At 72.9% G+C, this 13,792-nt stretch carries 7 protein-coding genes and 1 pseudogene; 5 read left to right on the top strand and 3 right to left on the bottom strand.

What is annotated here, in order from left to right:
* The 3 genes from OG393_RS00545 to OG393_RS00535 all read left to right on the top strand — a co-directional run bounded on the left by OG393_RS00545 (position 1) and on the right by OG393_RS00535 (position 6,618).
* The gene (locus tag OG393_RS00545) at positions 1–1,887 is read left to right on the top strand and encodes a non-ribosomal peptide synthetase (protein WP_327372492.1); all 1,887 of its coding nucleotides are present in this window, start codon (positions 1–3) and stop codon (positions 1,885–1,887) included.
* Positions 1,877–4,873: a condensation domain-containing protein gene (locus OG393_RS00540; protein WP_327372491.1), complete on the top strand. Its 2,997-nt coding sequence runs from the start codon at positions 1,877–1,879 to the stop codon at positions 4,871–4,873. The genes OG393_RS00545 and OG393_RS00540 overlap by 11 nt, the downstream gene beginning before the upstream one ends.
* 644 nt (positions 4,874–5,517) lie before the next feature.
* Positions 5,518–6,618 carry an endonuclease/exonuclease/phosphatase family protein gene (locus OG393_RS00535; protein ID WP_327372490.1) on the top strand — a complete coding sequence of 367 codons (1,101 nt, stop codon included), beginning with the start codon at positions 5,518–5,520 and terminating at the stop codon, positions 6,616–6,618.
* A gap of 1,115 nt (positions 6,619–7,733) precedes the next feature.
* On the opposite strand, the gene OG393_RS00530 is transcribed toward OG393_RS00535, so the two are convergent.
* From OG393_RS00530 to OG393_RS00515, 3 genes and pseudogenes are all read right to left on the bottom strand, one after another.
* Positions 7,734–8,225: a DUF4142 domain-containing protein gene (locus OG393_RS00530; protein WP_327372489.1), complete on the bottom strand. Its 492-nt coding sequence runs from the start codon at positions 8,223–8,225 to the stop codon at positions 7,734–7,736.
* Positions 8,226–8,536: 311 nt separating this feature from the next.
* Positions 8,537–9,737: pseudogene (locus tag OG393_RS00525) on the bottom strand (ISAzo13 family transposase); the annotation flags it as partial.
* 220 nt (positions 9,738–9,957) lie between these two features.
* Complete coding sequence (locus OG393_RS00515) at positions 9,958–10,824, bottom strand: CAP domain-containing protein (protein ID WP_327372487.1); 867 nt, start codon at positions 10,822–10,824, stop codon at positions 9,958–9,960.
* A gap of 292 nt (positions 10,825–11,116) precedes the next feature.
* On the opposite strand from OG393_RS00515, the gene OG393_RS00510 reads away from it, so the two are divergent.
* Together OG393_RS00510 and OG393_RS00505 are read left to right on the top strand one after the other, a co-directional pair.
* The gene (locus OG393_RS00510) at positions 11,117–12,598 is read left to right on the top strand and encodes a sigma-70 family RNA polymerase sigma factor (protein ID WP_327372486.1); all 1,482 of its coding nucleotides are present in this window, start codon (positions 11,117–11,119) and stop codon (positions 12,596–12,598) included.
* On the top strand, positions 12,568–13,782 hold the full coding sequence (locus tag OG393_RS00505) for an RICIN domain-containing protein (protein WP_327372485.1): 1,215 nt from the start codon (positions 12,568–12,570) through the stop codon (positions 13,780–13,782). The genes OG393_RS00510 and OG393_RS00505 overlap by 31 nt, the downstream gene beginning before the upstream one ends.
* Positions 13,783–13,792 lie beyond the last annotated feature (10 nt).

Genomic DNA, 13,792 nt, shown 5'->3' with positions numbered 1-13,792 from the left:
ATGACCCCCACCACCTTGCGGCCCGTCGACCCTGCGAACGGCACGCCCCTGTCGCCGCCCGCCGCCCGTACCACCACACCCGTACCGCCGTCGGCACGGGCGGCCACCCTGCCTGCGCTCGTCGCGTGGCACGCCGAACTCACCCCGAACGCCCTCGCCGTCGTGGACGGTGACAGTGTCCTCACCTACGGCCGACTCCTCCAGGCCGGCCACGCCCTCGCGGCCCGCCTGCGCGACCACGAGGTGGCGCGCGGCGACCGGGTGGCACTGCTGACGACGCGGTCGTCCCGCACGGTCGTGGCCCAGCTCGGGCTGTGGCTCGCCGGAGCGGTCTGTGTACCGCTCGACCCCGCCCAACCCAGGCCGCGAACCGAGGCGATGATCACCGACGCCGAGGTGGCGCTCACCGTCGGCGACGCGAAACCGCTGGAGGCCGCCAGGCTCCCCGGCCGCGTCCTCGCCCTGTCCGAGGAGCCGCTCACCAGCGGCCGACCGGTCGACGAGTCCGAGCCGGACAGCGCGGCGTTCGTCATGTTCACCTCCGGCTCCACCGGCCGCCCCAAGGGCGTCGCCGTGCCGCACGGTGCCATCGCCGAGCTGGTCACCGCACCCGACTACGTCACCCTCACCCGCCGCGACCGCGTCCTGTTCCACTCGCCCATGACCTTCGACGCCTCGACGTTCGAGATCTGGGCCGCCCTCGCCAACGGCGCCGCGGTCGTCGTCTGCACCGAGCGGCGCCCCACCCTGGAGGACCTGGCCCGGCACGTCGAGCGGCACGGCGTGACGGTGGCGTTCTTCACCACGGCCCTCTTCCACCAGCTCGCCGCACGCCGCTCCCGCGTCTTCGCCCAGCTCCGCTCGGTCGTCGTGGGCGGCGAGGCGATGGCCGCCACACAGGCCCGTGAGGTGCTCACCGCCTTCCCCTGGCTGGAGCTCGTCAACGGCTACGGGCCGACCGAGACCACCACCTTCGCCACCGCCCACCGGGTCACCGAGCAGGACTGCGAAGCGCCGATACCGATCGGCAGGCCCATCGCCGGGGCCACGGCGCACGTCCTGGACGCCGACGGCCGGCCGGTGGCCGACGGCGACCGGGGCGAACTGTGGATCGGCGGCAGCAGGCTCGCCCACGGGTACACGGGCCTGCCCGAACTCACCGCCGAACGCTTCGTCGAGCAGCCCAACGCCGGCCGGCTCTACCGCACCGGCGACATCGTCTCCCTCCGGACCGACGGCATCCTCCTGTTCCACGGCCGCAACGACGACCAGGTGAAGGTCCGCGGCTTCCGCATCGAACCCGCCGAGGTCGAACACGCCCTGCGCGAGCAGCCGGACGTGGACGACGCCGCCGTCACCGTCGACGCCGCCGGCACCCCCGAGGCGTCCCTCGTCGCCTTCGTCGTCGCCGCGCCCGGCCCCGTGCCGTCCGGCGGAGCACTGCGCGAGCGGCTCACCAGGGTCCTGCCCGCCCACCTGGTGCCCGACGCGGTCACCGTCCTGGAACGGCTTCCCCTCACCCCGGCCGGCAAGGTCGACCGACGCGCGCTCACCGCCCAGGCGGCGCACGCGGCCGAGAGCAGGCCCGCCGAGGCGCCGGGGCAGCCGATGACCCCGCTGGAAAAGGCCGTCGCCGACGTGTGGAGCCGGGAACTGGGCAGCGAGGTCACCCGGGCAGACGCGGAGTTCCTCGCCCTCGGCGGCCACTCCCTGCTCGCCCTCGCCGTCACCGACGACCTGCGCGAGGAACTCGGCGTGGAACTCTCCCTCGCCGACTTCTTCGCCGCCCCGACGGTCGCCGCACAGGCCGAACTGGTCGAACGAGCCCTCCTGGCCGCCCACGGCGACCTCCACCCCGAGACCCCGGAGCACAGCGATGTCCACTGACGCCGACTCCGCGGCCCGCGAGCGCCAACAGCATCTCCAGCGGGAACTGCTGCGCCGGGCACGCGCCGGAACCGCCCGACGCGTGACGGCCGAACCCGCCGCCGGCGCGACCGGCCCCGCACCCCCGGACACCGGCCACGCCTCCGGTACCGTCCCGTGGGCCGGCAGCGCCCCCCTCTCCCGCGCCCAGCGCCGCATGTGGCTGATGGAGCGGCTCGGCGGCGCGGGCGACTCGTACCACGTACCCTTCGCCACTCGGGTACGCGGCCCCTTCGACGTGGCCGCGTTCACCGACGCCCTCACCTCGCTGATGGCCCGGCACGGCATCCTCCGTACCCGCTACACGGAGCGCGCGGGAGAGCCCTGCCAGGAGGTGCTGCCGGCGCCGAGGACGGTCCCCGTACCTGTCGTGGACACCGAGGCGAAGCACGCCCCCGGGCTGCTGCGGCGCGAGTCGGCCCGGCCGTTCGACCTCGCGGCCGGCCAGGCCGTACGGGCCCTCGTCCTGCGCCACGGCCCGCAGGACCACACCCTGCTGGTGACGTTCCACCACATCGCGGTGGACGGCGGCTCACTGGAGACGGTGGCCGCCGAACTCACCGCCCTCTACACGGCGGCCACCGACGGGACGGGCCGGCACGCGCTCGCCGCGCCACCGCAGTACGCCGACCACGCACGCCGCGAGCACGACGCCCTACCCGGCTTCGAGACGGAACTGGGCCGTTGGAGCGACCTGCTGGCCGACGCCGCGCCACCGCGCCTGCCCGGAACGACGGCGTCCGCGCCGCCCACCGCCGCCCGGCCCGCGGCTGTGCGCACCGTACCCCTCGCCGCGGCCGTGCCCGACGCCCTGCGCGCGCTGGGCGCGGAGCGCAACGCCACCTTCTTCGCGGTGTCGCTCACCGCGGCCTTCGCCGCACTGCACCGTCTCACCGGCGACGACGACCTGGTCATCGGAGTGGCGGGCACCCACCGCAGCGGAACGGCCATGCGCGGCCTGGTCGGCCTGTGCGTCAACACCCTGCCCGTACGCGTCGACGTCGCAGGCGACCCGACCTTCGTCCAACTGCTGGACCGGGTACGCGCCGCACTCCTCGAAGCCCAGAGCCACCGGCACATCCCCTTCGACCTGGTCCTCGAACGCCTCGGCGCCGGGGCACGCGGCGCCGACGGCACCGCGCTGATCCGCGTCACCTCCGACGTCCTCGGCGAGCCGACGGTCCTGCGCCTGCCGGGCACGTCGGCCGAGTACGTCGACGTAGCCACCGACGGCGCGAAGTTCACCCTCTCCTACGGCCTGGGCCTGGGCGACGCCGCACAGCCGGTAGCGCTCGTCCAGTACGACGGGAACACGCTGGACGACACCGTGGCGGAGGCGGCTGTACGCGACTACGCGGCCCTGCTCCACGCGGTGGCGGCCGACCCGGAAAACGCCCTGGACCAACTGCCCCTGGCCGGCCCGGACCCCGACGCCGAACCGGACCACGGTGACGGCCCGGACAGCGGGGAAGCGAATGCAGACCCAGACGGCGACGGTCATCCGGCCGCGCGGGCCTTGCGCGCCCACCCGCAGGTCGCTGACGCCACGGTGGTGCGGCCCGCCCAGGGGCCGCCCGTGGCCTACGCCGTCCTGCGCGACAGCGTCGGCCCCTCCGGCCACGAACTGCTCGGCCTGCTGCGCCGCTCGCTCGCCGCCGAGGCCGTGCCCGCCACGGTCACCCTGCTCGACGCGCTCCCGCGCCTGGCCGCCGGGCCCCTCGACCACGGCCGGCTGCCCGGGTCGTCGACGCCGAGCGCCCCGTCCGACCCCCGGGCCGAAGTGGTCACGGAGACCTTCGCCGCCGTGCTCGGTGTCCTCCCCTCGCCCGACGACGACTTCTTCGCCCTCGGCGGCCACTCCCTGAAGGCCGTACAACTCGCCGAACGGCTCCGTACGGACCTCGGTCTGCCCCTCACGGGACTCGACGTCCTCCAGACCCGTACGCCCCGGGCGCTGACCACGCTTCTCGACGAACGCGCGGCACGGCAGAGCGCCGCGAAGGCCGCGAGCAGGCCGGCCCCGCGCTCCCGGGACATCCGCCCGGGCATGGTCCTGGTCACCGGCGCGACGGGCGGCGTCGGCGCGTTCGTCGTACGCGAACTGGCCGCACAGGGCCGCCGCGTCCTGGCCCTGGCCCGGCCCGAGTCCGCCCACCTGATCGCCGGCGAGGGCGTCGACGTCATCGAGGGCGACCTCTCCGACCTGGCCGGGCTGCGGGACGCCGTCGCGCACGCCGACGCGATCGTCCACTCCGCCTGCACCTTCACCCGGCACGACGTGGACCTGGCGGCGATGGAGACGATGGTCGACGCCTGGCGGCGCGGACCGTTCGTCTTCGTCAGCAGCGTCGACGCCTACGGGCACCCCGTCACGGACCGGGTCGCCGAGGAAGCGCCGCCCCACGATCCCGTCAGCCCGTACGGCAGGGCCAAACTCGGCTGCGAGGCCATGCTGCTGCGCGCCGCGGGAACCGAGGGACGCGGCGGCGCGAGCGCCGTACGGTCACCGATCGTGTGGGGAGCGCACGACCGGCTGCGCGAACAGTTGCGCTGGGGTGCCATCGGCACGCTCTACCAGTCCGCCCGCGAGGGCCGGCCGATCGAACTACCGCGGCCCGGTACCGGTGGACACCCCTGGTACGGAGTGGCCTGGGTGCACGCGGCCGCCCTGGCCCGCGCGGTGGCCGAGAGCCTGGTCCGTCCCGTGCACGGGGTCGCCAACGCGGCGAGCGGCCACGTGTCCTGGCGTGACCTGGCCCTCGACCTCACGGAACTGCTCGACACCCGCGCCGACCTCCGCCACACCGAGGAGGTCACCCGGGACCTCGATCACCGCTGGCACTACGACGGCTCCCGCCTGGCCCGCCCCCTGCGGGCACGGCCGGGAGAGGACCGGCGGACCGTGCTGGCCGAGATGATCGGCGGCATGACCCCCGACACCGCCTGACCCACCGGCCACGCCCGGAGCCCCTGCGGGGGTTCCGGGCCCGGCCCGCCGCCCGCACCGCTTGTTCGCGAGCGCTGTTCCGGCCGCACTCCGGTTGCCCTGCTCGGGGACCTGCCGGACTGTCGAGGAGAAGCGAACAGTACCGCGAGCACCTTCACCCCGGTGCCTCCGGTCGCGAGCAGGCCCCGTGCCTGCGGCGCCGCCGCCCTCGCCCTCAAGCGGAGCCCTGAGGCGACCACCGACGGACGGCGTACTGGAGATCGCCCCGTACGAGTTCGGCGCCGTGATCGAACTCGATGGCCGCCTTTCACGGTGCCCTGGGCATCCTTGACGGTGACCTTCTCTCCCAGCCGATCGCCTGGGCCAGCACCGTCATCCCGCCGTCGTGTGTCTCCTCCGGCGAGATGCCGGAGGAGACACACGACGGCGGGACGACCTGGCGGAGGTTCCAGGAGCCGGCGGCCAAGCCGCCGCCGATCAGCCCGCAGTGGATAGGTGACCGGGTGGCGGGCGCGGTTTTGATCGTTCAATCATCCGAAGTTGCGGCCGGGTTCATGCGTCATACACGAGGTGCCTCAACGCTTGTCCTGGCCCGTGCGGAATCGTTCCTGGGCCATGGTCGGGGCAACAGCTGGAGGTCATGGATGGTCAGGCGTCGCGAACTGCTCGGGATGGTCGGTGCGACCGTGGCGGTGGGAGTGCTGGGGACGGGCGCGGCCGAGGCCGTGCCGCAGGGCAAGGGGGCAGGGAAGGGGCGCCGTCCCTCGAAGCGCACGCTCAAGGTCATGCAGTTCAACATCTGGCACGGCGGGAGCCAGGTGCCGGGTGGTCGGGCAGGTATAGCCGACACGATCGCCGCGGTCGAGCCGGACGTGGTAATGCTCAGCGAGTCGGACCCCACCAGGGTGGCCAACCTCCTGACCGACCTTGCCGAGCGAGGGCTGACCTACTTCGACAACGAGAACCCGACCGATCCCGGAGTGATCTCGCGCCACCCGATCATTGAGCGCGCCTCCTTCCCGTCCTGGTCGAAGGCGGTCGTCTCTGTCGACGGCACTGAGGTGGCGGCATACTCCGGGCACCTGGAGTACCGCTACTACGCCAACTACCTGCCGCGCGCCTACGGCGGTGGCACGCCGGCGCCCCTGGAGACCTCGGAGTACGGCTGGGGCGAGATCCCGACCGGTCCGATCACCGACGTCGACCTGATCATGCGGCTCAACGAGGCATCGGGGCGTACGAAGGTGACGCGGACGGTGCTCGCGGACGCCGAGAAGGAGCGGGCCAAGGGGCGACTGACGCTGCTGGCCGGGGACTTCAACGAGCCCTCGCATCGGGACTGGGGCCACCGCACGCGGAACCTGTTCGACCACAATGGTGCCGTCGTCGAGTGGTCGACAACCAAGGCCATCGAGGACGCCGGTTTCCGCGACAGCTACCGCGCGGCACACCCCAACCCCGTCCGGACGCCGGGCTTCACCTGGCCGAGCGACAATCCGGGCGTCGGCATCGGGAAGCTCACCTGGGCGCCCAAGGCTGACGAGCGGGACCGGATCGACTTTGTCTTCTACCACCCGGACCGGCGGATCCACCTGCTCGACAGTGTGATCGTCGGGCCGTCCAGCACCATCGTGCGCAGCGAGCGGGTGAGGGAGTCAGGCAGGGACAAGTTCTGGGAGCCCACCTGGACCTGGCCGAGCGACCACAAGGCCGTCCTCAGCACCTTCCGGGTGTCCACGTGCTGAACGGAGGCGCCGCACCTTCCGGCTGTCGGCATGCCGAACAGATGCTCCTCCCGCGATGGTCGTCTCCCGGACGGGAGTGCCGGGTGGTGCTGGAAGAACGCGCCGCGTAGCGGCGCGAGCAGCTGGCCGACACCGAGGCAGAAGCGGCCCGGCTCGGGGCCACCGAGGTCGGAAGGGACTGGGCGCCCGAGATCCATGACGTGACCATCGTGGATGAGTCCGGCAAGCGCGTCGACAAGTGGGTGTTCGCCCACAGCCCGCATCCCCGTTCACGGCAGTCCCGGACGGTCTCACCGAACCTTGCGCGGCGCTCCAGGCCACGGTGACCTGAGTCAGTCGAAGAGGGCAACGAGTCCGTTCACCCAGATCGCGAGGAACACATGGGCCGCCACCAGGCAGCCAGCCCACCGCCGGCTGTCCACGGCTCGGAGGGCGCCTCGTACTCCCGTTCCAGATCGTCCCGATAGGAGGCGGGGTCGTCCCAGCCGACGGGGCGCCCCGACTCCTCGCCGCAGGCGGTCCGCACCGCGACCAGCGTCCCTCCGCGAAGGCGGTGGCCGCCTGCGTCTCGGGGCCGTGCCAGGCGAGGGCCTTCATCCGCCACGCGGGAGACCCGTACCGCGCCACCTACGTCGACCTGGTTCTGTCGCTCAGCACTCGCTCCCTCTCAACGGCATCGGCTGAACCGCACCGGGAGGGAGTGTTCAATCACGGCGACGACTGGATTCTCGACGCTTTCTCCGAGCTGTGCCTCGACCAGGGCCGCCCCGCCGACGGTCTGGCCCACCTCGATGCCCTCGCCGCCCAGCGCGGGGGAGAGGACGAGTGGGAGCTGTACTGGACGCGGTTGCCCCCGATCGCCACCTCCAGTGGGGTCGACGAGACGGTCGCACCTACGGATCACCGAAAATCTTCATCCTGCTGGTCCGCAGGGGCTGGCGGGTCTCGGCGAACACCGTCGCGAAATGGCAGCGGCCACCCCCGGCGGCGACGTCCGCGGCGTGATCTTCCGCAGCGACCGCTGTGGGACGACCGCCCGTAACGGCCGTAGGGCGCTGCGGGCGGTCGTAAGATCACTGCGGGGCACCGCAGGCGCGTCTACGGACACCGCAGGATCACTGCGGGACGACGGCCGCGGCGATCTCGTCGTAGGTCGCGTCACTGACCAGGCCCGTGTCGTCCAGTACGTTCTGGTGGTCGAGCACGGTGAGGTTGGTCTGGCTGGCGAAGTCACGGACCACCGAGTTCTTGGTGGTGGCTCGGACCTGGGCGATCGTGAGGAACACCTTGCCGTGCGAGGCGCGCAGGATGTTGGCGAAGTGCCTGTCGAACTCCGCGCCACGGGCGTTCTGCAGCTTCCGTACGAGGGCCTGCTGCTCGGGCGTGGCTTCGTCGGGGATGGTGACGTTCAGGGTCTGGGCGGCCTCGCGGACCTTCCCGTCGAGCTTGCTGTGCCCCTCCATCAGGTGGAGCCCGGCCCGCTTGACCGCTTCACTCGACGCATGGGTCTGGGCAAGCCGACCGACCGGCGCCTCCCAGAGATTGGCCTGCCGCACCTTCGTCAGCAGTGTCTTGTCCAGCTCACTGATCTCGCCACCCGTGGTCACCTCCCTACCGGGGGTGGCAGGCGCCGCACTGGGAAAGTCGGCGGTTATCGGCTCCGAGGCGCTGGCGCTGCCGCGCGTGGCCCATAGGGCCGCGGCGGCGAGAATCATGACGAGCGTCGCCACGACAGCCATGACAAGACCGCGTGGGTACCGGGAGGTGAGGCTTCGCGCGTGTGCGTTCATGGCGTCTCGTACGGATGCGGGGCGGCCCGCGTTCACTCACGCCCCAAACGTATCGGTCCGCGTGTCGGATGCGTGTCGGGATGCACCGGGCGAACGTAACGTCGGCGCCCGGTCCGCGCGCATACGGGCGCGGCGAGAGCGGGGGTGACCTCCCGGAGGGTCGCGCCGATCCTGCTCTTGGGCAGGCCGGTTGCTTCGGCGAGCGGTGCCTGGTCCATGGACCAGCGCTTCTTGAGGAGAAAGACGACGAGCTGGTCGGCGATGGAGAGCCGCCTGCCGACGGCGCCGGGGCCTCCGCCGGGGCGCTTGCCGGGCAGGAAGATCGGCGGGCGCTCGGTGCACCAGGCTCGGTAGCGGACGGCGAGATCGTCAAAGGCGGCGGACTCGAGTCCGGGAGGCTGGGGTGCCGCAGCCAGGCAGGCAGCCTGTCACCGGCCGGGAAGTGCCCGAACTCGGCACTGGGCGGGGGGCGGTTCATGGGCGAGGGGTTCGGGGCGCTCGGTGTGGTTCCAGGTGCCGTGCCAGTCGTGCGGCGTGAGGGGCAGGCGGTCCATGACACTGTCAGGGACGGTGACCCCGGTGGGGTAAGTGCCAGGGTCGAAGTCGGCGTGGACGGACAGTCCATTGCGCGTGGTGGTCGCTCCGATGGTGCTGACGACTTCGTGGCTGGTCAGGGGCCTGCCGCGCCAGTTGACGCTGATCTGCGAGAACAGCCGGTGCTCTATTTTGTTCCACTTCGAAGTTCCCGGCGGAAAGTGGCAGACCGTCACCTCGGCACCCGTCTCATAGGCGAAGTCCGCGAGTTCCTTCTTCCAGGCGCGCACGCGGTAGCCGTTGGAGCCTCCGGCGTCGGCGGTGACCAACAGGCGGGAAGCGTGCGGGTAGCGGCGTCGCCCCGCACCGTCCCACCAACGGCGCAAGGCGGCCACGGCGAAGGGGGAGGTGTCCCCGTCGCAGCCCACCAACACCCAGCCGGCGTCGGTGCCGATGTCGTAGATTCCGCAGGACACCGCCTTCTGGGCGCCCTTCCCGGGAAAATCGTGCGCGCGGACCTGCACCGGCTGCCCGGCGCGGTGCCATGCGCGTCCGATGGCCGCGTAGCTGCCCAGCGTCTCCTTCTTCTTGGCGTCCGTGCTGATGACCGGCCGCCCGTCGGCGAGGTATGCCGTGACCTGGTTGTTGATGTGACGGAACTGGGCGTCCCGGTCCGGGTGCCGGGCTCCCTCGGTGCTCCTCGAGGCGCTCGGCGAAGGGAACCCCTCCGCCTTCAGCAGTGAGAGCACCGTGTCCGAGCCGACCCGGCCGCCCCTGCCGCGTCAGCTCGGGCGCCCCCGGACACGCCTGCCCAGCCGTTCGTCGCTCACCGAGGTGGTCCAGGCCCAGGCCGACACCACCGGCTTCGTCGTCCTGGACCGATGGGCGGAGATCCTGGAGCGGCACTTCCCACCCCGGCGGCCCGACCCCGACAACGTGGCCGAGTAGCCCGCCCTCACCACAAGGCGGACTGCACGCTTGCGATCCGAACCGAGATGGGAGGGGGTGCGGGGGCTCAGGGGGCGTCGGAGAAGTTGTGCACGCCCCACCAGCCGGAGTCGTCGTGGTAGATGCCGATGCCGACCTCGGTGAACGAGGTGCTTGTCTGGCTCTTGTAGTGGCCGGGGCTGTGGCGCCACATGGACTGGAACTTCTCGGCTGCCTCCTGGGCGGTCATCGACTTGTCGCTCCACCAAACGATGTTCTCGCCTATCCAGGTGCGGCCGCCGGTGACCAGGTACCGCGTGTCGGAGTCGTCGGAGTGGCCGAAGCCCGAGGTGCTCATGTGCCGGGCCCATCGCCGGGCGAAGTCGCTCAGGTCCGTGCGCAGGCTCAGGGGCGGCAGGTTGACTGTGGCGCGCTCGGCGTTGAGCAGCTTGAGCGACATGGCTTCCGCCTCGGTGGTGCTCTGGGTCGTCGTTCGGGGGCCGGGGAGTCTGGGGTCGGGGCCGACTGGGCCGCCCTTCGGGGAGGTGGTCCGTGCCGGTGAGGGACTCTTGGGGCGGGTGGTCGTGGTGCGGCTGCGGGCGGGGGTGGGGGTCCGGGAGGTGGACGGGGACGGTGAGGTCGACGGCGAGGCGGTCGCGGACGGGGACAGGGAGGCGGACGGGCTGGCGGTCCGGGACAGCGGCAGCCGGTCCTTGGGAGCGGCCGCGAAGGCGGTGGTGGGGGCGGTGGCGGCCGTGTCCGCCGCGTCGTCGTCCCCGTGGGTGAGCACGACCGCGCCGGCCACCAGGGCGGCCACCCCCGCGGCGCACAGGGCCGCCGCGCCCGTCCTCGCCCCGATCGCCGCGCGGCGGCGACGCCTGCCGTGGCGGTGGCGGCGGGGCTCCTCGTGTGCGGTCTCCGTCTTTGTGGTGGGCTGCTCGTCGTGCAGGTGCATGCTGTGCTCCGTGGTGGTGCGGACCCGCCGGGCACGGTGCCCGGCCTCCGGGAGACCGGCGGGCCGCGGCCGGACAACGGTTTTTTCCACCGGACGTCCGGGCGCGCTGCGGTCCGCGGGCGCTCGGGGGGCCGCGGACACGGCGCGGGTGGTGTCCCCGGGGGTGGGAGGCCGGAAGGGGGTTTTCGTTCCCGCGCCGGGATGCGTAGGGTCCGGCTGTTCTTTCTGTTGTCGCCGGCGCGCCGACGGGTCTCCCGACGACAGGACGTACTAAACGACGGGCAGGGCAAGGATGCACACGGACAGCGAGCACACCCGGGAGCTGGTGAGCGCGGCACGCGCGGGTGACGGCCGGGCGCGCGAGCTGCTCGTCGCCGACTACCTCCCGCTCGTCTACAACATCGTGGGGCGGGCCCTGGACGGGCACGCCGACGTCGACGACGTGGTGCAGGACACGATGCTCCGGGCACTGGACGGGCTGGGCGGGCTGCGGGAGCCGTCGCGGTTCCGGTCGTGGCTGGTCGCGATCGCGATGAACCAGATACGGCGGCGCTGGACCGATCGGCGGCAGGCGGCCGCCGCCTCGCTGGAGCGGCTGGCAGAGCATCCGGACCCCGCGGGTGACTTCGTGGACCTCACGATCCTGCGGCTGGGGCTGTCGGGGCAGCGCCATGAGGTAGCCGAGGCCACCCGGTGGCTCGACGAGGACGACCGGGCGCTGCTGTCCCTGTGGTGGCAGGAGGCATCGGGGCGGCTGACGCGTGCGGAGCTGGCGGAGGCGCTGGGGGTCTCCGACCGCCATGCGGCGGTGCGGGTGCAGCGGATGAAGGCGCAGTTGGAGACGGGGCGTCTGGTGGTCCGGGCGCTCGCGACGCGGCCGATGTGCCCTGGTCTGGCCGATCTCACGGCGGAGTGGGACGGCCGTCCGTCCTCGGTGTGGCGCAAGCGGGTCGCCCGCCATGCCCGGGGGTGCGGCGCGTGTGAGGGCCACCTCTGCGGGCTGGTCCCGGCGGAGGGTCTGCTGGCCGGTCTTGCGCTGGTCGTGCCCGTGGCCGGGTTCGCGTCGCTGCGGGGGGTGGCGGACACGGCGTTCACCGGTGCCGAGGCGGGGTGGGCTCCGCCGGGCGGGCCCGATGGCGGCACGGTACGGGAGGGGGCGCGGTGGAAGGCGCCCGCGGCCGCGGGCGGGGCGGTGGCCGGCGCGCTGGCGATGGCACTGCTGTGGCCCGGGACGGCCCCGTCCCCGCCCGCGCCGGGTCCGCAGGAAGCACCGGCCGTGGCGCGGTCGGCCCCGCCGGCCCCCTCCCGTGCGCCGTCGTCGTCGCCGTCGCCGTCCGCCGTGCCGCCGACGCACAGCGCGAGACCCACGCCCGCCTCCACTGCCGCGCGGCCGAGCCTGGCGCGCCAGGTGGCCGACCTCGTCAATGCCCACCGGGCCGAGGCCAGGTGCGCCCCGCTGCGCCTGGACGACCGGCTGACGGCCGCGGCCCGCGCGCACGCGCGCGACATGGTGGACCGGGGCTACTTCGAGCACGAGAGCCCGGAGGGGCGGCACGCGGACGACCGGATCGCTGCCGCGGGATACGACGTGGGGCCGTGGGCGGAGAACCTGCACCGGGGGCCTCGGGGCGCGGCCACGGTGGTCGAGGACTGGATGGACGGCTCGATCCACGAGGAGAACATGCTCGACTGCCGGTACCGGGACATGGGGCTGGCGGCCGTGCCGGGGCCGCAGGGCACCGTGTGGGTGCAGACCCTGGCCGGTCCCGCCTGAGACGCCGGCCGGGCGTCGACCTGCTGCAGGGACGCGCACACGGCCGAGGACTTGGCTGCGGAGGCGTTCACCAGGACGGTCGAAGCGGTGCTGGTCGGCGGAGGGCCGACCGGGCCGTTGCGGCCGTATCCGCTGACCGTGGTGCGGCGCACGGCGATGGAGTGGACGGACACCGCTCGGCGCATCGAACTCATGGAGGACGTCCTTGGCCGGTGCCGTCGCCGCGACCGCGGCACTGCCGTACGACGCGGTGTACCCCTCGGCGCCCCAGAGCATCCGACAGGTCCCGGAACGCGTGGCGGCACGACCGGCACGCGGAGAGTTGCTCGGCGAGGCGGCGCTCGGGGGCTGGAAGGGTCGCCGTACCAAGGGGAGGCCGTCTTCCCCGAGGCGGGGGCCTCCTCCGGTGGCCTCTCCACGGCCGCGGTGGTGGGCGGCGAGGCCGCGGCGGTCGCCGTCGTCACGTTCTGGTCGTGAGCCGTTGTGCCCGACGGCCGGGACCCCGGGCGAACCGCGCCGGCGTTCGCCCGGTCTCCCGCACGGACGACGGCCTCCGCCAGCGCTTCCGTGTCGGTCTCCACTTCCGCCTCCGGTTCAGTTCCGGCCTCCGCGTCCCCGTCCGCACCCGTGCCGTCGGGATCACCGCTGCCCGCGCCCTCCGCCACCGGGGGCCCGGCGGGAGTGCGTCCCCGTCGGCGCGCGCGGCGACGGGCGCGGAGTACTACGCGTCCGAGGAGGCGCCCACGGGGGACAGGACCAGGCTGCGCATCGACTCCACGGGGATGTGCATGGGGATTCCCATGGGCAGCGGCAGCGACGGAGTCCAGCCAAGGGAGTCGACCTGCACGGGAGCGGCCTGGCAGGACTGGGACGTGGTCGCGCAGGAGCAATCCCGGAAGGTCGTGCTCAGGAACGCGGGTACGGGCAAGTGCCTGTCGCACTCCGGCACCACCAAGGACGGGGCGTTCGTCCGGCAGGCCCCTTGCGTGCCCGGGGATCCCCTGCGGGTCTGGACGATGAAGCACCGGGGTGACGGAGCGGTCGCCATCTTCACCAGCGACAGGATGTTCCTCGGACTCAAGAAGTGGGCACCGGCCGCGCGGGGGGAACCGCACGACTCGCTGATCACGACGCAGCGCCACTACTACGCGTCCCCGTCACTGCACTTCCGCACCGACTCGTGACGCATGTTCT

Origin of the sequence: Streptomyces sp. NBC_01216 (assembly GCF_035994945.1) — a bacterium.
Taxonomy (GTDB): Bacteria; Actinomycetota; Actinomycetes; order Streptomycetales; family Streptomycetaceae; genus Streptomyces.
Note: the sequence above shows the minus strand (reverse complement) of the source record. Positions and strands in the feature narration are given on the sequence as shown.